At 65.8% G+C, this 20861-nt stretch carries 22 protein-coding genes and 1 pseudogene; 4 read left to right on the top strand and 19 right to left on the bottom strand.

The window, feature by feature from the left end:
• Window positions 1-18: 18 nt before the first annotated feature.
• From ACVCNR_RS14320 to coxB, 8 genes are all read right to left on the bottom strand, one after another.
• Complete coding sequence (locus ACVCNR_RS14320; RefSeq protein WP_447075235.1) at window positions 19-783, bottom strand: SURF1 family protein; 765 nt, start codon at window positions 781-783, stop codon at window positions 19-21.
• Entirely contained in the window at window positions 780-1187 is a 408-nt protein-coding gene (locus ACVCNR_RS14315; RefSeq protein WP_447075234.1) for a DUF983 domain-containing protein, read from the bottom strand. The genes ACVCNR_RS14320 and ACVCNR_RS14315 overlap by 4 nt, the downstream gene beginning before the upstream one ends.
• Before the next feature lie 84 nt (window positions 1188-1271).
• Complete coding sequence (locus ACVCNR_RS14310; protein ID WP_354196690.1) at window positions 1272-2150, bottom strand: cytochrome c oxidase subunit 3; 879 nt, start codon at window positions 2148-2150, stop codon at window positions 1272-1274.
• A 1-nt stretch (window position 2151) separates the two neighbouring features.
• A complete protein-coding gene (locus tag ACVCNR_RS14305; RefSeq protein ID WP_447075233.1) occupies window positions 2152-2781 on the bottom strand; it encodes a cytochrome c oxidase assembly protein in 630 nt (209 codons plus the stop codon).
• 8 nt (window positions 2782-2789) lie between these two features.
• Entirely contained in the window at window positions 2790-2948 is a 159-nt protein-coding gene (locus ACVCNR_RS14300) for a cytochrome c oxidase system small membrane protein (RefSeq protein ID WP_354196686.1), read from the bottom strand.
• 4 nt (window positions 2949-2952) lie between these two features.
• On the bottom strand, window positions 2953-3906 hold the full coding sequence (locus tag ACVCNR_RS14295; protein WP_447075232.1) for a heme o synthase: 954 nt from the start codon (window positions 3904-3906) through the stop codon (window positions 2953-2955).
• 74 nt (window positions 3907-3980) lie between these two features.
• Window positions 3981-5627, bottom strand: a complete 1647-nt coding sequence (gene ctaD / locus ACVCNR_RS14290; protein ID WP_354196682.1) for a cytochrome c oxidase subunit I — start codon at window positions 5625-5627, stop codon at window positions 3981-3983.
• Between the two features lie 37 nt (window positions 5628-5664).
• Window positions 5665-6543, bottom strand: a complete 879-nt coding sequence (gene coxB, locus ACVCNR_RS14285) for a cytochrome c oxidase subunit II (RefSeq protein WP_447075231.1) — start codon at window positions 6541-6543, stop codon at window positions 5665-5667.
• 325 nt (window positions 6544-6868) lie between these two features.
• Between coxB and ACVCNR_RS14280 the strand changes: the two genes are divergently transcribed.
• The 3 genes from ACVCNR_RS14280 to blaOXA all read left to right on the top strand — a co-directional run bounded on the left by ACVCNR_RS14280 (window position 6869) and on the right by blaOXA (window position 9720).
• A complete protein-coding gene (locus tag ACVCNR_RS14280; protein WP_354196678.1) occupies window positions 6869-7393 on the top strand; it encodes an invasion associated locus B family protein in 525 nt (174 codons plus the stop codon).
• Between the two features lie 93 nt (window positions 7394-7486).
• Window positions 7487-8899, top strand: a complete 1413-nt coding sequence (gene tldD, locus ACVCNR_RS14275; RefSeq protein WP_447075230.1) for a metalloprotease TldD — start codon at window positions 7487-7489, stop codon at window positions 8897-8899.
• Window positions 8899-9720: a class D beta-lactamase gene (gene blaOXA / locus ACVCNR_RS14270; RefSeq protein ID WP_447075229.1), complete on the top strand. Its 822-nt coding sequence runs from the start codon at window positions 8899-8901 to the stop codon at window positions 9718-9720. Before tldD ends, blaOXA begins: the two co-directional genes overlap by 1 nt.
• A gap of 12 nt (window positions 9721-9732) precedes the next feature.
• Here blaOXA and ACVCNR_RS14265 read toward each other — a convergent pair.
• The 10 genes and pseudogenes from ACVCNR_RS14265 to ACVCNR_RS14220 all read right to left on the bottom strand — a co-directional run.
• Window positions 9733-10239, bottom strand: a pseudogene (locus tag ACVCNR_RS14265) (RES family NAD+ phosphorylase); the annotation flags it as partial.
• On the bottom strand, window positions 10232-10603 hold the full coding sequence (locus tag ACVCNR_RS14260) for an antitoxin Xre/MbcA/ParS toxin-binding domain-containing protein (RefSeq protein WP_354196670.1): 372 nt from the start codon (window positions 10601-10603) through the stop codon (window positions 10232-10234). The pseudogene ACVCNR_RS14265 and the gene ACVCNR_RS14260, both read right to left, overlap by 8 nt.
• 313 nt (window positions 10604-10916) lie before the next feature.
• Window positions 10917-12158, bottom strand: a complete 1242-nt coding sequence (locus tag ACVCNR_RS14255; RefSeq protein ID WP_447075228.1) for a class I SAM-dependent RNA methyltransferase — start codon at window positions 12156-12158, stop codon at window positions 10917-10919.
• On the bottom strand, window positions 12155-12919 hold the full coding sequence (locus tag ACVCNR_RS14250; RefSeq protein WP_447075227.1) for a TlyA family RNA methyltransferase: 765 nt from the start codon (window positions 12917-12919) through the stop codon (window positions 12155-12157). Before ACVCNR_RS14250 ends, ACVCNR_RS14255 begins: the two co-directional genes overlap by 4 nt.
• A 41-nt stretch (window positions 12920-12960) precedes the next feature.
• Window positions 12961-13245, bottom strand: a complete 285-nt coding sequence (locus tag ACVCNR_RS14245) for a hypothetical protein (protein ID WP_447075226.1) — start codon at window positions 13243-13245, stop codon at window positions 12961-12963.
• A 160-nt stretch (window positions 13246-13405) separates the two neighbouring features.
• Window positions 13406-15334 (bottom strand): 1-deoxy-D-xylulose-5-phosphate synthase, encoded by a 1929-nt coding sequence (dxs, locus tag ACVCNR_RS14240; protein ID WP_447075225.1) that lies wholly within the window; start codon window positions 15332-15334, stop codon window positions 13406-13408.
• Between the two features lie 111 nt (window positions 15335-15445).
• Entirely contained in the window at window positions 15446-16366 is a 921-nt protein-coding gene (locus ACVCNR_RS14235; RefSeq protein ID WP_447075224.1) for a pirin family protein, read from the bottom strand.
• 115 nt (window positions 16367-16481) lie between these two features.
• Window positions 16482-16733, bottom strand: coding sequence for an exodeoxyribonuclease VII small subunit (locus ACVCNR_RS14230; protein WP_354196658.1), 252 nt, complete (start codon window positions 16731-16733; stop codon window positions 16482-16484).
• A gap of 4 nt (window positions 16734-16737) precedes the next feature.
• Window positions 16738-17667, bottom strand: a complete 930-nt coding sequence (locus ACVCNR_RS14225) for a histone deacetylase family protein (RefSeq protein ID WP_354196656.1) — start codon at window positions 17665-17667, stop codon at window positions 16738-16740.
• A 63-nt stretch (window positions 17668-17730) separates the two neighbouring features.
• Entirely contained in the window at window positions 17731-18342 is a 612-nt protein-coding gene (locus ACVCNR_RS14220; protein WP_354196654.1) for a TetR/AcrR family transcriptional regulator, read from the bottom strand.
• 133 nt (window positions 18343-18475) lie between these two features.
• On the opposite strand from ACVCNR_RS14220, the gene ACVCNR_RS14215 reads away from it, so the two are divergent.
• A complete protein-coding gene (locus tag ACVCNR_RS14215) occupies window positions 18476-19696 on the top strand; it encodes an MFS transporter (RefSeq protein WP_447075223.1) in 1221 nt (406 codons plus the stop codon).
• Between the two features lie 52 nt (window positions 19697-19748).
• On the opposite strand, the gene ribB is transcribed toward ACVCNR_RS14215, so the two are convergent.
• Window positions 19749-20843: a 3,4-dihydroxy-2-butanone-4-phosphate synthase gene (gene ribB, locus ACVCNR_RS14210; RefSeq protein ID WP_354196650.1), complete on the bottom strand. Its 1095-nt coding sequence runs from the start codon at window positions 20841-20843 to the stop codon at window positions 19749-19751.
• Window positions 20844-20861 lie beyond the last annotated feature (18 nt).

Here is a 20861-nt window from a genome sequence, read left to right as displayed (position 1 = left end):
CGCGCGCGCCGGCCCCCGTCAGCGCCGCGGAGACCTCCGCCGTCCGGCCCACGACACCAGGAGCACGCCGGCGAGCGCCGCGGCGAGCCCATACCACGTCACCGCATATTGAAGGTGATTGTTGGGCAGGTCGATCAACGTGACCCCGCCCACCGGCCAGCCGCCGGGATTGGGCGCGGCGTCGGCATCGACGAAGAACGGCACCAAGGCATAGCCGGAAGGCAGGCCGGCGGACGCCGCCATGACGTCGCGGTCCTTCCAGTAGAAGACGTTCTTGGCGAGATCGTTGTCCGGCATCATGCCGGACGGCTTTTCCGACAGCGGGTTGCGGGCGAGACCGGTGACCGAAACCGTGCCCGGCACCTGGCCCTCGGCGCGGCTCGACGCGTCCTTCATGCCGTAGGGCACAAAACCACGGTTCACCAGCAGGAAGCGGCCATCCTCCAGCCGCAGGGGGGTGTAGACGAAGAAACCCGCCTGTCCTTTCCACGTCGCAAGGAAATGTCGCTCCCCCTCATGGAGGAAGCTGCCGGTGACGGTGACAGGAACATAGTCCACGTCGCCGGTCTGCGCGAAAAGCCGCTCCGCCTCGGTCAGCGATATCGGGGCGGCGTGCATGCGCTGGTCGATGGTGGCCAGCAGGGATTCCTTCCAGTGAAGGCGCTGCACCTGCCATGTGCCCAGCGCAAGGAGCACGGCCATGGCGGCGATGCCCAGCACGCCCGCCAGCCACATGCGGCCGCGCGAGGGCGTCTTGACGCTGGCTTCCTGCGTTCCGCTCATTCGTCCCGGTCCAGCCGGCCCTGGGCCGCCTTGTTGGCATATTGCAGCGTCAGCAGGATGCCCTTGATCCAGCGCAGCGACAGCAATCCCAGGGCGAGGGACAGCGGAATCCAGAGCAGGAAATGGATCAGCAGCGTCGGGCTATAGGTCACCTCCACCCAAAGGGCGAGGCCGACGACGATGAAGCCGATGATGAGGATGACGAACACCGCCGGCCCGTCACCCGCATCGGCATAGGAATAGTCGAGGCCGCAATTCGTGCATTCCTTGCCGACCGCGAGGAAACCGGAGAACAGCCGCCCCTCCCCGCAACGCGGGCAGCGCCCGGCCAGTCCGGCGCGCACCGGGTCGACAGGCGCCCACAGCGCCTTGTCCTCACCGGACGGATTTCCTTCATTCGACATGGATCGATCCTATCACCCCGAACCGGCAAAAGATAAGGCGGCCACGTTGCCGCAGCCGCCCTTGTCGATGCTATCCGCTCACCCTCAGTGGACGGCGATGGTCGCGCCGACCGAAGCCCAGACATAGATGGTGGCGAACAGGAACAGCCACACCACGTCAACGAAGTGCCAGTACCAGGCGGCGGCCTCGAGCCCGAAATGCTGCTTCGGGGTGAAATCGCCGCGGATGGCACGGATCAGGCACACGATCAGGAAGATGGTTCCGACGATGACGTGGAAGCCATGGAAGCCGGTCGCCATGAAGAAGGTGGCGCCGTAGATCGAGTCCTTGAAGTTGAACGGGGCGTGCACGTACTCGTAGGCCTGCACGAAGCTGAACAGGATGCCGAGCGCCACGGTGATCGCAAGACCGGTGATCAGGCCCTTGCGGTCATTGTGCAGCAGGGCGTGGTGCGCCCAGGTCAAGGTGGTGCCCGAGAGCAGCAGGATGATGGTGTTGTAGAGCGGCAGGTAGAAGGGGTCGAGCACCTCGATGCCCTTCGGCGGCCAGATCCCGCCCGTATATTCGGCGCGCGCATACTGCGCCGCCTCGCCGGGGAACAGGCTGGCGTCGAAGAAGGCCCAGAACCAGGCGACGAAGAACATCACCTCGGAGGCGATGAACATCATCATGCCGTAGCGCAGGTGCAGCGACACGACGCGGGTGTGGTGGCCCTCATGGGCTTCCTTCACCGTGTCCGACCACCAGCCATACATGGTGTAGAGCACGATCAGCAGGCCGATGAAGAACAGCCACGGCGACGCCATGTTGACGCCGAAGATCGGGAACTCGTTGCCCTTCAGGTATTGCATCCAGAAGACGCCGCCGACGCACATGACAAGGGCGCCGAGCGAGCCCAGGGCCGGCCAGGGGCTCGGATCGAGGATATGATAGTCGTGTTGTTTCGCGTGCGCTTCAGCCATATCAGCCCCCGACATTTGCTTCGGTGTTCGTGGTGGGTTGGTTGTCCGTGTCGATCGAGCCCGTCGTCACCGGTTCGGCCGCGTCGATCGGGAACATGGTGTAGGACAAGGTGATGGTCTTCACGTTCTTCAGTTCCGGCGCTTCGACGATGTCCGGATCGACGAAGAAGATCACCGGCATGTCCATCGTCTCGCCCGAAGCGAGCGTGGTGTCGGTGAAGCAGAAGCACTCGACCTTGTTGAAATAGGCGCCGGCCGCTTCCGGCGTGACGTTGAAGGTGGCGCGGCCGCCGGTCGGCTTGGGCGCCAGATTGGTGGCGGTGTAGTGCGCCTGGGCGGTCTCGCCGATCTTGACGGTGACCGAGCGATCGACCGGCGCAAACTTCCACGGCACGCCGCCGGCCGTATTGGCGTCGAAGCGGATGGTGATGTCGCGGTCCAGCACCCGGTCGGAATATTGCGTCACGCGCTGCGTGGTGCCGCCATAGCCGGTGACCTGGCAAAACAGCGTGTAGAGCGGCACGGCCGCATAGGCCATGCCGACCATGCCGCAGAAGAAGGCGACGCAGAACCCGGCGATCCTGCGGTTGCTTTTCTGGCGGGCTTCGTCCGTTTGTGGCGCGCTCGTCATCTGTCGCCTCACAATGGCCTGTTCAGCACGGCGGGGCCGAACTTCGCCAGGGTCGCCACATAGAATATGACGACCAGCGCGGCCAGCGCCAGCCCGATGGCGATCGACCGCCGGCGGCGCGCCTTCTTCTGCTGTTCGGTCAGGTCGACCGTTTCAAGCTTGTCCATGACGCTATGCTCCCATGCCGGCCATGGGGCCCATCATCTCGGCGACGACGCGGTCACCGAGATAGGCGGCGAAGATCACGAAGAGATAGACCAGCGAGAAGCCGAACAAGGCCTTGGCCGGCGCCATGGCCTTGTCTTCGTCGGGCATCTTCAGGACGCCCCACGCATACCAGACGAAGCCGGCGCCCAGCCCGAGCGAGACCAGGCCATAGAACAGGCTGGTGTAGCCGAGCAGCCAGGGTGCCACGCCGACCGGGGCCAGAAGCAGCGCATAGGCGAAGATCTGGCGGCGCGTCGAGGCATGGCCGGCCACGTTGGGCATCATGGGAATGCCGGCGCGCTCGTAGTCGCCCGACTTGAACAGGGCCAGCGCCCAGAAATGCGGCGGCGTCCACAGGAAGGTGATGAGGAAGAGGATCACGCTTTCCAGGCCGATCGTGCCGGTGGCGGCGGCCCAGCCGATCATGGGCGGGAAGGCGCCGGCCGCGCCGCCGATGACGATGTTCTGCGGCGTCCAGCGCTTCAGCCACATGGTATAGATGACGGCGTAGAAGAAGATGGTGAAGGCCAGCAGCGACGCCGACAGCCAGTTGACCAGCACGCCGAGCGTCATCACCGACAGCACGGACAGCACCAGGCCGAAGCCGAGCGCCTCGCCCGCGGTGACGCGCCCCGAAGGCACCGGCCGCTTGGCGGTGCGGCTCATCACCTTGTCGATGTCGGCATCGTACCACATGTTGAGCGCACCGGAGGCCCCGGCGCCGATGGCGATCGACAGGATGGCGATCATGGCCAGCAACGGGTTCATCGCACCCGGCGCGGCGACGAGCCCCACCACGGCCGTGAACACGACCAGCGACATCACCCGCGGCTTGAGCAGCGCGATGTAGTCGCCCGGCGTCGCTTCCGACATGCGCAGGGGCGCTTCGTCAATGCATCTATCGTCGATCAGGGCCATGCGTACTCAAAAGTCCGATCATTCCGTGTGGCCAAACCGCCGGCCGGAGCCGGCGGTTCGCATCATGGTCCGTATCAGCGGATACGGGGCAACTGCTCCCACTGGTGGTAGGGCGGCGGCGAAGGAAGCTGCCACTCCAGCGTGGTGGCCCCCTCGCCCCACGGGTTGGCACCGGCCACCCGCTTCTTCTGGAAGGCCTCGAAGATGCCGAACAGGAAGATCAGCACGCCGATGCCGGAGATGTAGGAGCCGTAGGAGGACACCATGTTCCAGCCGGCATAGGCATCCGGATAGTCGATGTAGCGGCGCGGCATGCCCGACAGACCGAGGAAGTGCTGCGGGAAGAACAGGATGTTCACGCCGATGAAGGTGACCCAGAAGTGGAGGCGGGCGATCGCCGGCGAGTACATGTAGCCGGTCATCTTCGGGAACCAGTAGTACCAGGCGGCGAAGATGGCGAACACGGCACCCAGCGACAGCACGTAGTGGAAGTGCGCGACCACGTAGTAGGTGTCGTGCAGCGAGCGGTCGAGGCCCGCATTGGCGAGCTGCACGCCCGTCACGCCGCCGACGGTGAACAGGAAGATGAAGCCGATCGCCCACAGCATGGGCGTGCGGAAGGAGATCGAGCCGCCCCACATCGTCGCGATCCACGAGAAGATCTTGATGCCGGTGGGCACCGCGATGACCATGGTGGCGAAGGTGAAGTAGCGCTGGGCGTTCAGCGAAATGCCCGAGGTGAACATGTGGTGCGCCCACACCACGAAGCCGACGGCGCCGATCGCGACCATGGCGTAGGCCATGCCGAGATAACCGAACACCGGCTTGCGCGAGAAGGTCGACACGATGTGGCTGACGATGCCGAAGCCCGGCAGGATCAGGATGTAGACCTCGGGGTGACCGAAGAACCAGAACAGGTGCTGGAACAGGATCGGGTCGCCGCCGCCCTCGGGCGAGAAGAACGCCGTGTCGAAGTTGCGGTCGGTGAGCAGCATGGTGATGCCGCCGGCCAGAACCGGGAGCGACAGCAGCAGCAGGAAGGCGGTGATCAGCACCGACCACGCGAACAGCGGCATCTTGTGCATGGTCATGCCGGGCGCGCGCATGTTGAAGATGGTGGTGATGAAGTTGATGGCGCCGAGAATGGACGACGCACCGGCGATGTGGAGCGCCAGGATGGCGAAATCCATGGCCGGGCCGGGCTGGCCGGCGGTCGAGAACGGCGGATACATCGTCCAGCCGCCGCCGACGCCATGGGCGCCCGGGGCGCTCGGAACGAAGAACGAGATCAGCAGCATGAGCAGCGCCGGAGGCAGCAGCCAGAACGAGATGTTGTTCATGCGCGGGAACGCCATGTCCGGCGCGCCGATCATGATCGGGATCATCCAGTTGGCGAAGCCGCCGATCAGCGCCGGCATGACCATGAAGAAGATCATGATCAGCGCGTGCATGGTGGTGAAGACGTTGAACATGTGCTTGCCGGCATCCAGCGCGGCAGCGCCTTCCACGCCGTAGACCATCGAGGCGAGGCCGTGGAAGATCTGGATACCCGGCTCGGCCAGCTCCCAGCGCATCATGATCGACATGAAGCCGCCGATGATGCCCGAGATGATCGCGAAGATCAGATAGAGCGTGCCGATGTCCTTGTGGTTGGTCGAGTAGACCCAGCGAACCCAGCCACGCGGGGCGTGGTGCTCGTCATGTGTTGCAGTATGTGCCATTTTCGGCTCCGTTACCTTGTATACCTGGGTTGCGGGCTCAGTTCGCGGCCGCCAGCTTGCTGGCCGCTTCGATCTGCGCGGTCAGCGCCTTGTTGGCGGCGGGCAGATCGGCCTTGGCCGCAGCCTGCCAGGTCTCGTACTGCTCGGGCGACACGACACGGATGGCGATCGGCATGAAGGCGTGGTCCTTGCCGCACAGCTCGGAGCACTGGCCGTAATAGAAGCCTTCCTTCTCGACCTTGAACCAGACCTCGTTGATGCGGCCGGGGACGGCGTCGGTCTTCAGGCCGAAGGCCGGCATGGCGAAGGCATGGATGACATCGGAAGCGGTCACCAGCACGCGCACCATGGTGTTGGCCGGAACGACCAGCTCGTTGTCCACGGCGAGAAGGCGCGGATAGACCGCCTTGTCTTCCTTGCCGGCGGCCGCGCGATCCTCTTCCGCCAACATGGCGGAGTTGAACGAAAGCGCATCCTCGGTCTGGTACTCGTAGTCCCAGTTCCACTGGTTGGCCGTCGCCTTGATGGTCAGCTTGGCCTCTTCCGGCGGCGTGTACTGGTTGGTGAGGAGCTGGAAGGAGGGAACGGCCAGCAGGAGCAGGATCAGCACCGGCCCGACGGTCCAGATCACCTCGATCACCGTGTTGTGGCTGGTGCGCGAGGGAACGGGATTGGCGCTCGCGCGGAACCTGACGATGCAATAGGCGAGCAGCACCAGCACCAGAAGCGTGATCGGGATGATGAAGGCGAGCGTGTACCCTTCGAACCAGGTGATCTGCTGCATGATATCGGTGGCAGCAGGCTGGAACCTCATTTCCCACTCGGCCGGCTGAGCCGCCCAGGCGGACGTTGCGGCAAACAATGCGGCGGCAGCACCGAGTCCCCCTGCAATGGATCTTTTCATCGCCCTAATCATCTCCCTTGCTCGCACACATGCAAATATGCTGCGAGAATAATCCAATTGATGCCGGAACGGGAATCCCGGCAGTCGATGCTGGTTCAAACCATACTCTGTTTCCCTCCGCAAGGAAGGACAGGGCTCATCCATGCGGCATTTTTGCGCGCGGCATCAAGGCGGTGTCGCCTTTATGATGGCGGATTCTTGCCGACAGCCGTCGGCGAGGGCAAAATAGAAGTGAAAAACCGCATTATTGCCGCAGTCGGGAGCGATTGGGCCGGTTCGCGTCCTTCCGCTCGGCCCCCGCGCGGCTTAAAGTGAGGCGATTCGCAGTGGAGCCGTCATGAAGTCTTGGGTTTCGGGAACCTTGGCGAAGGTCATCTTTCTCGCCGCCACGCTGGGGGCGGCATCCGTCACGGGTCCTGCCCTGGCGCAGCAGAGCGGCACGGTGCGGTCCACGCACGGCGCCTGGTCGATCATCTGCGACACGCCGGCGGGTGCCACCACCGAGCAATGCGTGATGATGCAGAACGTCGTCGCCGAAGACAGGCCGGAAATGGGCCTGTCCGTCGTCGTGCTGCGCACGGCCGACAACAAGGCGGAAATCCTGCGCGTGCTGGCGCCGCTCGGCGTGCTCCTGCCCAACGGGCTCGGCCTCAATGTCGACGGCAAGGATATAGGCCGCGCCTATTTCGTGCGCTGCTTCCAGGACGGCTGCTATGCCGAGGTGATCCTCGAAAAGCAGTTGCTGGATACGCTGAAGGCGGGCGCCGCGGCCACCTTCATCATCTTCCAGACCCCGGAAGAAGGCATCGGCATCCCGGTCGACCTCAAGGGCTTCGCCGACGGGTTCGCGGCCCTTCCCTGACCGGCCGCGCCTGACGCGCCCTCTTTCGCGAACATTGCCGAACGGGTTTCGCGCGCCTACATGGCGGCGAGACCCTTATCCCGAGGACGCGCCATGACCAGCCTGCTTTCCCAGTTCGACATTTCCGACGAGCGCATCCGCAAGCTCGTCGCCGACACGCTGCATGGCGCCGACGACGGCGAGCTGTTCCTCGAGCACAGCGAAAGCGAATCCCTGCTGTTCGACAATGGTCGCCTCAAGACCGCCAATTTCAACACCGACCGCGGCTTCGGCCTGCGCGCGGTGGCCGGCGAGGCGACCGGCTACGCCCATTCCAGCGAGCTTTCCCATGCCGCGCTGATGCGGGCCGCCGACGCCGTGGCAACCGTCAAGAGCGGCCATGAGGGCACGTTGGCCGAAGCGCCGGCGCGCACCAATCGCCATCTCTACGGCGACGAAAACCCGATCCCCACGCCCGGCTTCGAGGCCAAGGCGAAGCTCCTGCAGGAGATCGACGCTTATCTGCGCAACGCCGATCCGCGCGTGCGGCAGGTGACGGCATCGCTTGCCTCCTCCTGGCAGCATGTGGAAATCCTGCGCGGCGACGGGCAGGTGGTGCGCGACATCCGCCCGCTGGTGCGCATGAACGTAGCCGTGGTGGTCGGTGACGGCGACCGGCAGGAAAGCGGCTCCTACGGTACCGGCGGCCGCAGGTCCTTCGGGGAATTCCTCACGGAGGAAAACTGGAAATATGCGGCAGGCGAGGCACTGCACCAGGCGCTGGTCAACCTGGAGGCGGCGCCGGCCCCGGCCGGCACGTTCGACATCGTGCTGGCCAATGGCTGGCCCGGCGTGATGCTGCACGAGGCGGTCGGCCACGGGCTGGAAGGCGATTTCAACCGCAAGAAGACCTCGGCCTTCGCCGGGCTGATGGGAAGCCAGGTGGCCGCCAGGGGCGTCACCGTCGTCGACGACGGCACCATCGCCGAACGGCGCGGCTCGATCACCGTGGACGACGAGGGCACACCCAGCGCGCACAACGTGCTGATCGAGGACGGCAAGCTGGTCGGCTACATGCAGGACCGGCAGAACGCCCGCCTGATGGGCATGAAGGCGACCGGCAACGGGCGGCGCGAGGGTTATGCGCACCAGCCCATGCCGCGCATGACCAACACCTACATGATGTCCGGCGACAAGACCCCGGAAGAGATCATCGCCTCGGTGAAGAAGGGCGTCTATGCCGTCTCCTTCGGCGGCGGCCAGGTGGACATCACCTCCGGCAAGTTCGTGTTCGGCTGCACCGAGGCCTATATGATCGAGGACGGCAAGGTGACCCAGCCGATCAAGGGCGCCATGCTGATCGGCAACGGCCCGGACGCGATGCATCGCGTCAGCATGATCGGCAACGACATGAAGCTCGACACCGGCATCGGCAATTGCGGCAAGGCCGGCCAATGGGTGCCGGTCGGCGTCGGCCAGCCGCATCTGCGCATGAACCAGATGACGGTCGGCGGCACGCAAACCTGATGGCACGCATAAGGACGTTCGCAATCGTGCTGGGGGCCGTGCTTGCGGCCCTTGCCGTTTCTCCGGCACGGGCGGCTGTGGTCTGCACGGTGATCGCCGATGCCCGCACCGGGAGCGTGCTGCTGAGCGAAGGCCGGTGCGAAGACCGGGTCACGCCCGCCTCCACATTCAAGATCGCCCTGGCGGCAATGGGCTACGATTCCGGGTTTCTGGTGGATGCCGGCAATCCGGCGCTGCCCTTTCGCCCGGGCTATCCGGACTGGGGCGGCGATGCCTGGCGCAGGCCCACCGATCCTGCCGCCTGGATGCGCCATTCGGTAGTCTGGTACTCGCAGCAGATCACGCGCGAGCTGGGTGTTGAAAGGCTGCGCGGCTACGGCCGGCGCTTCGCTTATGGCAATGCCGATTTTTCGGGAGACGCCGGGAAGAACAATGCGCTGGAACGCGCATGGATCTCCTCCTCGCTGACCATCTCTCCTCTGGAGCAGACCGTTTTCCTGCGCAAGCTGATCACCGGGCAATTGCCGATCTCGCGCGACGCCGTGGCAAAGACCATGGCGATCGTCGAAAGCAGCGAGGTATCCGATGGATGGCGGATTTCCGGCAAGACGGGATCTGCATACCCTCGAAAGGCCGACGGGGCCTTTGATCGCGCCCGCATGTGGGGCTGGTATGTCGGGTGGGCGAGCAAGGACGGCGTAACGCTGGTGTTCGCGCGCCTCGCTCAGGACGAGCAGCGCGGAAAACGCTCGGGAGGCCTGCGCGCGCGGGACGCATTGCTGGCCGAATGGGGCGCGCTGGCCGCGCGGGCGCGTCGGTAAGGCAGGAACCCACAGCCAGGAAGCGGCCGATTTCGGCAGCCTGTGGTCCGGATCGATGACGTCAAGCCGAGGCGCGCCCTTGTCGTTCCAGCGCCACAGCGCCACGCAGGTGCCGCCCGGCGACATGAAGGACGGATAGATAACGCCGTCCCACCCTTGCCGGAGCAGTTTCGCGCGCAGCCTGTGGGTCTCGGGAACCTCGCCGCGGTCGATCATGTCGCGCCACTCGCAGGCATGGATCGCCGGCGTTGCGCCAACCGCCTCCAGCGTTTCGGCATCGGTGAGGTCGGCAAGCCTCGCGCCCGTTAGTTCCAGTTGGGCGATCAGCGCCGGATGCTGGACAAAGCCCTGATTGTATTCGGCCCAGGCCGTGGAAAGCTCCCGCGCGGCATAGATGGCCGACGCGCCGACCGGGTTCCAGCGCCCTCCGAAGCGGGAGGCGCCTTCGCCCGACAGGGGCATATGCGCCCATTGCGGCACGAAGGCACGCCACAGGGTGAGCGGCGCCCTGTCAGGCATAGACGCCGGAGCGGACGGCCTCCAGATAGGCAAGCACCTTGTCGGCCTTGCCCTCGCGCACGAGGTCGTAGGCGGTCTTGCCGGCCCAGCCGGGTATGGGCTGGTGCTTGAACCAGATCGCGGCGCGGCGCTCGTCGCCCGCCATTTCCTCAGCCATCGTCAATATGCGCACGACGGGGCTCAGCGCAGCATCCACCTTGCGCGCGCCGGCCTTGGCGGCCAGCGTGTTGCGGGCGACACCGATGAGCGCGGCCAGTTCCGAAAGCGTGACGCCGAGCAGTTCCGCCACGCGGCGCGGCGACAGGAAGGGTGTGTTCCCCTCACCGAAGCGCGAAGCCGGGCTGTCCAGGACTATGGAGGTCATGATGCACCCTCCTTTCAGGTTTTGAACATTTCCTGCTCAAAATAGGCGCAATCCATGCGTAGTTCAAGCACAAGGCGGAAATGGCTTGATGGACCGGCAAAGAGAACCCCTCATCCGTCGCCTGCGGCGACACCTTCTCCCACAAGGGGAGAAGGGGGAGCAGGCACTCCCGTCCAAGCCAATCTCAAGGCGATGATTTGCACCGACGCCGGCGCAACGCTTCCCCTTCTCCCCTTGTGGGAGAAGGTGGCCTCGCGCAGCGAGGTCGGATGAGGGGGAGCGGACGAGAGGTAGCCGGGAAACCAACCTGCCCTCACCGCCTTTTCTTCGGCTTCTCCAGCAGGGCCACCGCCTCGACATGCGGCGACCACAGGAACTGGTCGATCGGCGTCACCCGCTTGAGCCGGTAGCCACCGGCCAGCAGGATCGCCAGATCGCGGGCGAGCGTGGCGGGGTTGCAGGACACCGCCGCGACCAGCGGTACGTCCGAACGTGCGATCTGGCGGCACTGGTCCTCCGCGCCGGCACGCGGCGGGTCGAAGACCAGCCCGTCGAAACCGTTCAATTCCTTGAAGGTAAGCGGGCGGCGGAACAGGTCGCGCTTTTCCGAGGTCACGCGCTTGAGGCCGGAAGCGAAGCGGAAGCCGCGATCCAGCGCGGCAAGGGCAGCGCCATCGCCTTCCACCGCATGCACTTCCGATTTCATCGCCAGCCGCAGCGCGAAGCTGCCGCAGCCGGCAAAGAGATCGGCAACCTTCTTCGCCCGGGGCAGATGCTGGCCGGCCAGATCGGCCATGGCCTGCTCGGCCGGCTCGGTGGCCTGGAGGAACGAACCGGGCGGCACCGGAACCGCCGCCGTGCCGAACATGACCACCGGCTTCTTCGGCTCGATGATGATCTCGCCATCCACCGACAGCCGCGCCAGCCCATGATGGATGACGAAATTGGAGGCGATCTGGCGCTGGCGTTCGCCCATGCGTCCCGAATCGGAAGCGGCAATATCGAGACCGGAGGCCGTCACGGTGACGGCCATGTGGAACGGCCTGGACGTCGCGCAGATCAGGCTTGCCAGTTCGCGCAGCGTATCCAGCGCACCGACGATCTGCGGCAGCGCGATCGGACATTCGTCGAGATCGACGATCTGCGTCGACATGTGGCGGTTGAAGCCGAGCAGCAGGCCGGCTTCGGTGCGCCGGGCGCTCAGTGTGACCCGGCGGCGCGTGTGCGGCGCGCAGGGCACGAGGTCGTCCACCTCGCATTCGATGCGCGCGGCCCTCAACGCATGCACCACCTTGTCGCGCTTCCAGGCGCGGTAGGCCTCGGCCTCCAGATGCTGCACGGCACAGCCGCCGCAATCGCCGAAATGACGGCAGGCCGGCTCGATCCGGAGCGGCGATTTTTCGAGCACCGCCATCAGCGTGGCGCGGTCACGCTCGCGGGCGGCGGTCACCACCTCACCGGCCAGTGTGAAGGGAATGAACACCGGCCCGGTTTCGGTGTTGGCCACGCCGTCGCCCTGCGCGCCCAGCCTGTCGATGGTGAAGCGCACGCTCATCGATCCTTAACTCCACCCAGCAGGAATTCGCGGTTGCCGTCGCCCCCCTCGATGGGCGATGGGGAGAGGCCGAACGCGCGCCAGCCCGGCTGCGCATCCAGCCAGTCGCGCAAGTCCATGGCGACACGCTCCGCATCGTCCGGGTTCTTCAAAAGGCCACCCTTGCCGATGGCCTCCCTGCCCGCCTCGAACTGCGGCTTGACCAGCAGCACCGCCCTCGCCCCCGGCGCAGCCAGTTCCAGTGCCGGCGGCAGGGCAAGTTTCAGCGAGATGAAGCTGACGTCGGAGACGATGAGATCCGGGATGCGGCCGCCGAGACCGGCTGCGGTGAGGTCGCGGGCATTCAGTCCCTCGATCGAGGTCACGCGCGGATCGGCGGCGATTTCGGCGCGCATCTGGCCATGGCCGACATCGATCGCCGTGACATGGGCGGCGCCGCGCTCCAGCAGCACCTGCGTGAAGCCGCCCGTCGAGGCGCCGATGTCGAGCGCCTCCGCGCCGGCCGGATCGAAGCCGAAGCAGTCGAGCCCGGCGATCAGCTTGAGCGCCGCGCGCGAGACATAGGTGCGGGCCGGATCGTCGATGTCTATCGCGGCATCGGTGGCGACAGTCCGCCCGGGCTTGGCTGCGGCCTCGCCATCGACGCGCACGGTTCCGCGCTCGATCGCATCGCGGGCGCGGGATCGGCTGGCGAACAGGCCGCGCTCGACGAGCAGTTCATCGAGCCGCAGCCGCCGGCTGGCTGGTACTTCGGGCTTCATCCGCCTTCATTGGCGAAAGGCGGACGCGAACGCAAGCGCCGTCAGCGCGCCTTCGTGCTTTGCGGGACCGCCGGGGCCTCCTCGCGATAGCGGCCATATTGCAGCACCTTCAGCGGTTCGCGCGTCTTCTGCCGAAGCGCCGTCTCCCGCGACACGAGCAGCGGCTCCTCGCCGGGCCTGAAACCGCCGCGCAGGTCCCCCATCTTCGCGGCCAGGATCTCGCGCGCCGCCTCGTCGATGCGGCTGTCGAGGCGCGATTCGGCAGCGCTCTGTGCCGCCGCCAACAGGATCACCAGACTGTAGAAAAACGCTTTCACTGCCACCATGCCCTTTACCCGGGCCAGAGCTAGCAGCGCGGCGTTGAGATTCGACCAACAGCGAGGGTAAGCGAAACGCCAAAAACAAGCGTAAACAGAAGGTTACGACGGAAACGGCAGGAATTGATTCAGGCCGTTCACGCATCGATTCAAAAACGCTGCGCCAACATCAGGCACGCTGGACGCTTTCCACGTGGCCAAGTGCTGCAAAGACGGTGCGCACGATGCCGGAACAGTCGAGCCCGGCCTCGGCATACATTTTTTCCGGCTTGCCGTGATCTGTGAACGCGTCCGGCAGCACCAGCGGGCGCACTTTCAGGCCGCTTTCCAGAAGCCCTTCATGGGCAAGGAGGTGGAGAACCTGCGTGGCGAAGCCGCCGATCGCGCCCTCCTCCACCGTCACCAGAATCTCGTGCTCGCGCGCCAGCCGGCGCACAAGGTCCTCGTCCAGCGGCTTGGCGAAACGTGCATCGGCCACGGTGGTGGAAAGGCCGGCCGCGTCCAGCGCCTCGGCGGCCAGAAGGCAATCCGCCAGCCGCGTGCCGAAGGACAGCAGCGCCACGCGCGTGCCCTGCCGCACGATGCGCCCCTTGCCGATGGCCAGCATCTCGCCGCGTTCGGGCATGTCGACGCCGACGCCGTTGCCGCGCGGATAGCGGAAGGAGATCGGCCCCTCGTCATAGGCCGCGGCGGTGCGTACCATGTGCCTCAGCTCCGCCTCGTCGGCGGCCGCCATCACCACGAAGCCGGGCAGCGAGGCGAGGAAGGTCGTGTCGAAGGCGCCGCAATGGGTCGGGCCGTCTGCGCCGACGAAACCGGCGCGGTCGATCGGAAAGCGCACGGGCAGCTTCTGGATCGCCACGTCGTGCACGACCTGGTCGTAGGCGCGTTGCAGGAAGGTGGAATAGATGGCGGCGAAGGGGCGATAGCCTTCGGTAGCAAGCCCCGCAGCGAAGGTCACGGCATGCTGCTCGGCGATGCCCACGTCGAAGGTGCGGCTCGGGAACGCCTCGCCGAACAGGTCGAGCCCGGTGCCCGAAGGCATGGCGGCGGTGACGGCGACGATTTTCTCGTCCTCGCGCGCTTCCCGGATCAGGCTTTCGGCGAACACTTTCGTATAGGCCGGCGCGTTGGCGGGGGCCTTGGCCTGCGCGCCGGTGATGACGTCGAACCTGTTGACGCCGTGATACTTGTCGGCGGCGGCCTCGGCCGGCGCGTAGCCCTTGCCCTTTTGCGTCACCACATGGATGAGCACCGGCCCCTCGCCATGGTCGCGCACATTCTTCAGCACCGGCACCAGATGCTCCAGATTGTGCCCGTCGATGGGGCCGATGTGGAAGAAACCCAGCTCCTCGAACAGCGTGCCGCCGGTGACATAGCCGCGCGCATGTTCCACCGCACGCGTGATCGCACGGTCGGCACGCTTGCCGAGATAGGCGGTCAGCTTCTTGCCGAGCTCGCGAAAGCCCTGATAGGTGCGCCCAGAAGCCAGCCGCGCCAGATAGGCGCTCATCGCCCCGCTCGGCGGCGCGATCGACATGTCGTTGTCGTTGAGGATGACGATCAGCCGCGAGCCCAGCGCGCCGGCATTGTTCAGCGCCTCATAGGCCATGCCGGCCGACATGGAGCCGTCGCCGATGACGGCGGTGACGTTGTTGCGCCCGCCGGCCAGATCGCGCGCCACCGCCATGCCGAGCCCGGCCGAGATGGAGGTGGAGGAATGCGCCGCGCCGAACGGGTCGTATTCGCTCTCGTCGCGCTTGGTGAAACCGGAAAGCCCGCCCTCCTGCCGCAGCGTGCGGATGCGGTTGCGGCGTCCGGTGAGGATCTTGTGCGGATAGGTCTGGTGCCCGACATCCCAGATCACCCGGTCGCGCGGGGTGTCGAACACATAATGCAGCGCCACGGTCAGTTCGATGACGCCGAGGCCGGCGCCGAGATGCCCCCCGGTGCGCGACACCACGTCGATGGTCTCGCGGCGCAATTCGTCGGCCAGTTGCGGCAGGGCGCTTTCGGGAAGGTTTCGCAGGTCCGCCGGAATGCGAACCTTGTCGAGAAGCGGCGTCTCAGGAAGCGGCGGCTGGGGTCCGGCGTTCATCGGCTGCTACCTCCCGAAGCTGATGCACGCAGCCGGCATAGGACGGCAGGGCGGGAATGTAAACGCGCAGGAGGTCGCGAAGGGTGAAACGGCCGCGCCTGGAAACGTCTCTCAGCCTTGCGGCAGCGGCACGAATTCCTCCTCGTCGCCGGGCACGATATCGAAGCGGCCGGTGCGCCATTCCTCCTTGGCCTGCTCGATGCGCTCCTTGGAGGACGACACGAAGTTCCACCAGATGTAGCGCTTTGAACCGAGGGAATCGCCACCGAACAGCATGAAATGCGCGCCGCGCTCCGAGGACACGACGATCTCGTCGCCGGGCTTGAACACCAGCAGGCGGTCGGCCGGGAAGGTGTCGCCGGATATGGAAACCTCGCCGTCCAGCGTGTAGATGGCGCGCTCCTCGGCATCCTGCGGTATTTTCACGCTCGCCCCGGCGTCGAGCCGGACATCGGCATAAAGCGTCTTCGAGGCCACCTTGACGGGCGAATGCATGCCCTCGAAGGAGCCGATCACCACCCGGCCCTTCACGCCGTCCGCCTCGAAGCGCGGCAGCTCGGCCTTCACCGTGTGATCGAACAGGGGCTCGACCTCCTCCTTGCCGTCCGGCAGGGCGAGCCAGGTCTGGAGGCCCGACACCGACATCGGCGCCCCACGCAGTTCCTCAGGGGTGCGCTCCGAATGGACGATGCCGCGCCCGGCCGTCATCAGGTTCAGGTCGCCCGGCTCGATCACCATTTCGGTGCCGAGCGAATCGCGGTGCCGGATCTTGCCGTCGAACAGATAGGTGACGGTGGAAAGGCCGATATGGGGATGGGGCCGCACGTCCAGCGCCTCGCCCGCCCTCAATATGGCGGGGCCCATGCGGTCGAAGAAGATGAAGGGGCCGACCAGCCGCCGGCGGGCGGTCGGCAAGGCGCGCCGCACCTGGAACCCGTCGATGTCGCGGGCATTCGGGATGACCATGAGTTCGATCTGGTCGCAGGCGAAAGCATCGCCGACATTGGGGTCGTTTCCGGGAAAGAAGCTCATTGCCGGCCTCCAGGATTGGGGTTCGAACCCGCAATCTAGGCCCCGACCGGACGAACGGAAAGCGGCTGGAAGGCTACGGACCGTTCAATTTACCGCAACCCACCCCCGACCTGGCCTATTCCCCGTCCAGCGGCTCGGTCCCGGCGGGCTTGCCGTCGCGGGCAAGCCGGATCTTCTCCACCTTGTCCTCGGCCGCCTTCAGCAGCCGGTCGCAATGGGCCTTCAGCGCCTCGCCACGCTCGTAGATGCGGATCGACTGGTCGAGCGGCACCTCGCCGCGCTCCAGGTCCTCGACGATCTTCTCCAGCGCGTCCAGCGCCTGCTCGAAGCTCATCGACTTCACGTCTTCGTTGGCCGAAGCATCCATAAGTTCATCCCTTCATCAGGCGGCCGACATGGGCCGCGACCGAAAACGCCAATCCTTGCAGATCGTAGCCGCCTTCCAGCAGGCTCACGAGACGGTTCTCGCAATGGCGGCCGGCGCGTTCCAGCAGATAGCCCGTCGCCCAGTCGAAATCGTCCTCATCCAGGTTGATGTCCGCCAGCGGATCGCGGCGGTGGGCATCGAAACCGGCCGAGATGATGATGAGATCGGGCCTGAAATCGTCCAGCCGGGGCAGGATACGGGTGCCGAACGCCTCGCGGAACGCCGCCGAGCCGGAGCCGGGAGACAGCGGCACGTTGACGACATTGCCCATGCCGCCGGTCTCGTTGCGCGAGCCGGTGCCCGGAAACAGCGGCAGCTGGTGCGTCGAGCAGTAGAGCACCGTGGGATCGTCCCAGAAGATGTCCTGCGTGCCGTTGCCGTGGTGCACGTCCCAGTCGACGATGGCGACCCGCTCGGCGCCGTGCTTCTTCTGGGCATGGCGGGCTGCGATCGCCGCGTGGTTGAACAGGCAAAAGCCCATGGCCCTCGTCTTCTCGGCATGGTGGCCGGGCGGGCGCGAGGCCACGAAGACATTGTCCGCCCGTTCCTCGAACACATCGTCCACCGCGGCATTGGCCGCGCCGATCGCCGCCATGACCGCCTGCCAGCTCTTCGGGCTCAGCACGGTGTCGCCATCGATATGGCCGATGCCCTCCGCCGGCACCGCGGCGCGGATGCGCTCCACATAGTCTTGCGGGTGCGCGTAGAGGATCGTCGCCTCGTCGCCTTGCGGCGCCTCGACCCGGTCGAGCCCGTCGAACGGCTCCTCCATCAGCACCCGCTCGATGGCGCGCAGCCGGTCGGGCCGCTCCGGATGCCCGGGCGGCGTCAAATGCTCCAGATAGATCGGATGGGTATAGAGACGGGTCGTCATTCGACCTGATATAGGCTCACGTACGACATTTGGCCATGCCGGAAACCGCAGTACAGCGCTCCGTCAACAGTCGGGATCGGTCGCCGCCGGGCTGACCAGCAATCCATTCAGAATCGTCTTGAAAGCCGCAACCGCCTTCTCGGCGGTGGCTGCGGGATCGGGTGCGTTGGCAATCCATTGGGCCGCGTATGTGGAGGCGCCGGTGACCAGCCGGGCTGCCGCTTCCGGATCCATCTGGCGCACGATGCCCTCCTCCTGAAGCGCCTTGATGCTGGAGGAGATCACCTCCACGCAGTTCAGCGCAGTCGGCCAGGCCGAGGGGTCGCCCAGCACGGAAGGCCCGTCCCGGAGCACGATGCGCTGTATCTCCGGCTCCAGCGCCATCTTCAGGTAATTGACGTTCTGGTCCACGAAGCGCTGCCAGCGGCTCGCCGCCCTGCCCGAGATAACGGCCAGCCGCTCCGTCATTTCGGCATCGATCTCGGTAATGACGGCGAGCAACAGGCCCTTCTTGTCGCCGAAGTGATGGTAGAGGGCGCCGCGGGTCAGTCCGGCCTCGGCCGTGAAGTCGTCCATCGACGCCCCGGCATAGCCCTTTTCGCCGAACGCCTTGCGGGCGGCAGTGATCAGCTTGGCGCGGGTCTCAGCGATCATCTCCGAGCGTGGTCTGTGCATTCTTCCTCATCCATTCACATACGTAACGTATGCCAATTGACATACGGCGCGTATGTCTTTATCTGAAATCACATACGCCACGTATGCAAGAACATGTAAGTGGCGCTCCGCAAAATGTCGAGGAGTCTTCCAGATGTCCAACCCCTATCGCGAGATATTCCGCGCGCCCGGCGCAAAAGGCTTTGCCGCTGCCGGCTTCATCGCGCGCCTGCCTATCGCCATGGCGCCAATCGGCATCGTGGCCATGCTGTCGCAGACCCACGGCGAATACTGGCTGGCCGGAGCCGTCTCCGCGACCTATGCGCTGACGAACGCCTTTCTGGCGCCGCAGATCTCGCGACTGGTCGACCGCGCCGGCCAGACGGCGGTGGTCGCGCCGGCCACTGCGGTTTCCGTGATCGCCTTCGTCCTGCTGATCGTGGCGGCCAATCAGGATTGGCCGGTGTGGACGCTGTTCGTGTCGGCGCTGCTGGCCGCGGCGATGCCCAGCATACCGGCAATGGTGCGGGCGCGGTGGACCGAGATTTTCCGGGACAGGCCCGAACTGTATACGGCCTTCGCCTTCGAATCCGTAGCGGACGAGCTGGTCTATATTGCAGGCGCATCGCTGTCGGTGGGCCTGAGCGTGGCCCTGTTTCCCGAAGCAGGGATGCTGGCAAGCACGCTGTTCCTGGCCGCTGGTACGGCGGCATTCATCCTGCAACGTTCGACGGAGCCGCGCCTGCGGCAATCGACGAACGGTTCCGGAGGTTCGGCCATCCGCTTCCGTCCGGTCCAGATCATCACGCTTGCCCTGATATTCGTCGGCGTCATTTTCGCCACAGCGGAGGTAAGCACGGTCGCGATGACCAAGGAACTCGGCCAGCCGGGTGCCGCCAGCCTCGTGATCGGCGTCTATGCCCTCGGCTCGTTCATTCTCGGCCTGATCGTGGGAGCCCTCAACCTGACCATGCCGCTGCCCCGCCGGCTCGTCATATCGGTGGCCGCCATCGCCTTGACGACAGTGCCGCTGCTGTTCGCCGACACGGTGCTGCTGCTGGCCGTGACCGTATTCATAAGCGGGCTTGCGATCTCGCCGACCTTCATCACCGCCTTCGGCCTGATCGAGCGTCGCGTGCCCGAATCGATGCTGACCGAAGGAATCACTTGGGTGATGACGGGCATCGGCATCGGCATGGCGCTCGGAGCATTCGCGGCCGGCTGGGTCGTCGACGCGTTCGGCGCGCGCAGCGGCTTCTGGGTGTCGGTCGTGGCCGGCTTCGCATCGCTGCTGACCGTGCTTCTGGGCCAGAGGAGCCTCGCCGGAGGCCGGCAGGAGATGCCACGCGAGGCCCTGGCACAACCGGCGGAGTGACCGGCCGTCAAATCTGGCGGATCCCGGCGAAGCTGTCCGGGATCTGCTTCCTCTACCGGATTTCAGTTGAGACGATACGGATGCCGAAGCCTTCCAGCCCGATATAGTGGCGCTCGCGCGAGGCGATGAGGTTGATGGACGAAATGCCGAGATCCTTGAGGATCTGGGCGCCGAGCCCGATCTCGCGCCACTCGTTCTCGCGGCGGCGGGCCTCCTCATGATCCTCGCCCTCACCGCCCCGGCGCCGGCTTTCATGATGCGCCACGCCGACCGAGCCCTCGCGCAGATAGACGATGACGCCGCGCTTCTGCTCGCCCATGGTGCTCATGATGCCGTCCAGCCGGTGGCTGGTTCCGAACACATCCGCCACGACATTTTCCGGATGCAGGCGCACCGGCACTTCCTCGCCGTCGCGGATATCGCCGAAGACGAGGGCCAGATGCTGCATCGGGTCCCAGGGCAACGTGTAGGCATAGAGCCTGGCCTTGCCGCCGGGCGTCTCTACATCGGTGCAGGCGACGCGCTCGACCAGCGTTTCCTGCCGCTGGCGATAGGCGATGAGATCGGCGACCGACACCTGCTTCAGGCCGTTTTCCTCGGCGAAAGCCTGCACCTGCGGCCCGCGCATCACGGTGCCGTCGTCGTTGACCAGTTCTGAAATGACGCCGACCGGCGGCAGGCCGGCAAGCTTGCACAGGTCGACAGCCGCCTCGGTATGGCCGGAGCGCATCAGCACGCCGCCCTCGCGGGCGATGAGCGGGAAGATGTGGCCGGGGCGCACGAAATCGGACGGGCCGACATTGCCGTTGGCGAGGTTGCGCACCGTCAGTGTGCGGTCGTCGGCCGAGATGCCGGTGGTGGTGCCGTGCTTGAAATCGACGCTGACGGTGAAGGCGGTGGTGTGGGCGGAATCGTTGTCGGCCACCATCGGCGCCAGGTTCAGCCGGCGCGCATCGTCGCGCAGCATGGGTGTGCAGACGATGCCGGAGGTATGGCGCACGATGAAGGCCATCTTCTCCGGCGTGCAATGCACGGCCGCGACGATCAGGTCGCCCTCGTTCTCGCGCCCGTCATCGTCCATGACGACGACGATCTCGCCGCGCTCGAAGGCGCGGATGGCTTCGACGATCTTCTTCTGGTCGTACATGGGAGGCTCGCTTCGCTC

It is taken from the genome of Aquamicrobium terrae (assembly GCF_052978165.1).
This window is presented reverse-complemented; position numbering and strand designations above follow the sequence as displayed.

Excerpts from the sequence above, each read along its gene's own strand:
- ACVCNR_RS14215 (WP_447075223.1), top strand. The coding sequence starts at position 18,476 with ATGTCCAACCCCTATCGCGAGATATTCCGCGCGCCCGGCGCAAAAGGC.
- ACVCNR_RS14280 (WP_354196678.1), top strand. The coding sequence starts at position 6,869 with ATGAAGTCTTGGGTTTCGGGAACCTTGGCGAAGGTCATCTTTCTCGCC.
- ACVCNR_RS14310 (WP_354196690.1), bottom strand. The coding sequence starts at position 2,150 with ATGGCTGAAGCGCACGCGAAACAACACGACTATCATATCCTCGATCCG.
- tldD (WP_447075230.1), top strand. The coding sequence starts at position 7,487 with ATGACCAGCCTGCTTTCCCAGTTCGACATTTCCGACGAGCGCATCCGC.
- ACVCNR_RS14235 (WP_447075224.1), bottom strand. The coding sequence starts at position 16,366 with ATGAGCTTCTTTCCCGGAAACGACCCCAATGTCGGCGATGCTTTCGCC.
- ACVCNR_RS14255 (WP_447075228.1), bottom strand. The coding sequence starts at position 12,158 with ATGAGCGTGCGCTTCACCATCGACAGGCTGGGCGCGCAGGGCGACGGC.
- ACVCNR_RS14260 (WP_354196670.1), bottom strand. The coding sequence starts at position 10,603 with ATGACCTCCATAGTCCTGGACAGCCCGGCTTCGCGCTTCGGTGAGGGG.
- ACVCNR_RS14230 (WP_354196658.1), bottom strand. The coding sequence starts at position 16,733 with ATGGATGCTTCGGCCAACGAAGACGTGAAGTCGATGAGCTTCGAGCAG.
- ACVCNR_RS14250 (WP_447075227.1), bottom strand. The coding sequence starts at position 12,919 with ATGAAGCCCGAAGTACCAGCCAGCCGGCGGCTGCGGCTCGATGAACTG.
- ctaD (WP_354196682.1), bottom strand. The coding sequence starts at position 5,627 with ATGGCACATACTGCAACACATGACGAGCACCACGCCCCGCGTGGCTGG.
- ACVCNR_RS14245 (WP_447075226.1), bottom strand. The coding sequence starts at position 13,245 with ATGGTGGCAGTGAAAGCGTTTTTCTACAGTCTGGTGATCCTGTTGGCG.
- ACVCNR_RS14295 (WP_447075232.1), bottom strand. The coding sequence starts at position 3,906 with ATGGCCCTGATCGACGATAGATGCATTGACGAAGCGCCCCTGCGCATG.
- dxs (WP_447075225.1), bottom strand. The coding sequence starts at position 15,334 with ATGAACGCCGGACCCCAGCCGCCGCTTCCTGAGACGCCGCTTCTCGAC.
- coxB (WP_447075231.1), bottom strand. The coding sequence starts at position 6,543 with ATGATTAGGGCGATGAAAAGATCCATTGCAGGGGGACTCGGTGCTGCC.
- ACVCNR_RS14320 (WP_447075235.1), bottom strand. The coding sequence starts at position 783 with ATGAGCGGAACGCAGGAAGCCAGCGTCAAGACGCCCTCGCGCGGCCGC.
- blaOXA (WP_447075229.1), top strand. The coding sequence starts at position 8,899 with ATGGCACGCATAAGGACGTTCGCAATCGTGCTGGGGGCCGTGCTTGCG.
- ribB (WP_354196650.1), bottom strand. The coding sequence starts at position 20,843 with ATGTACGACCAGAAGAAGATCGTCGAAGCCATCCGCGCCTTCGAGCGC.
- ACVCNR_RS14225 (WP_354196656.1), bottom strand. The coding sequence starts at position 17,667 with ATGACGACCCGTCTCTATACCCATCCGATCTATCTGGAGCATTTGACG.
- ACVCNR_RS14315 (WP_447075234.1), bottom strand. The coding sequence starts at position 1,187 with ATGTCGAATGAAGGAAATCCGTCCGGTGAGGACAAGGCGCTGTGGGCG.
- ACVCNR_RS14220 (WP_354196654.1), bottom strand. The coding sequence starts at position 18,342 with ATGCACAGACCACGCTCGGAGATGATCGCTGAGACCCGCGCCAAGCTG.
- ACVCNR_RS14305 (WP_447075233.1), bottom strand. The coding sequence starts at position 2,781 with ATGACGAGCGCGCCACAAACGGACGAAGCCCGCCAGAAAAGCAACCGC.
- ACVCNR_RS14300 (WP_354196686.1), bottom strand. The coding sequence starts at position 2,948 with ATGGACAAGCTTGAAACGGTCGACCTGACCGAACAGCAGAAGAAGGCG.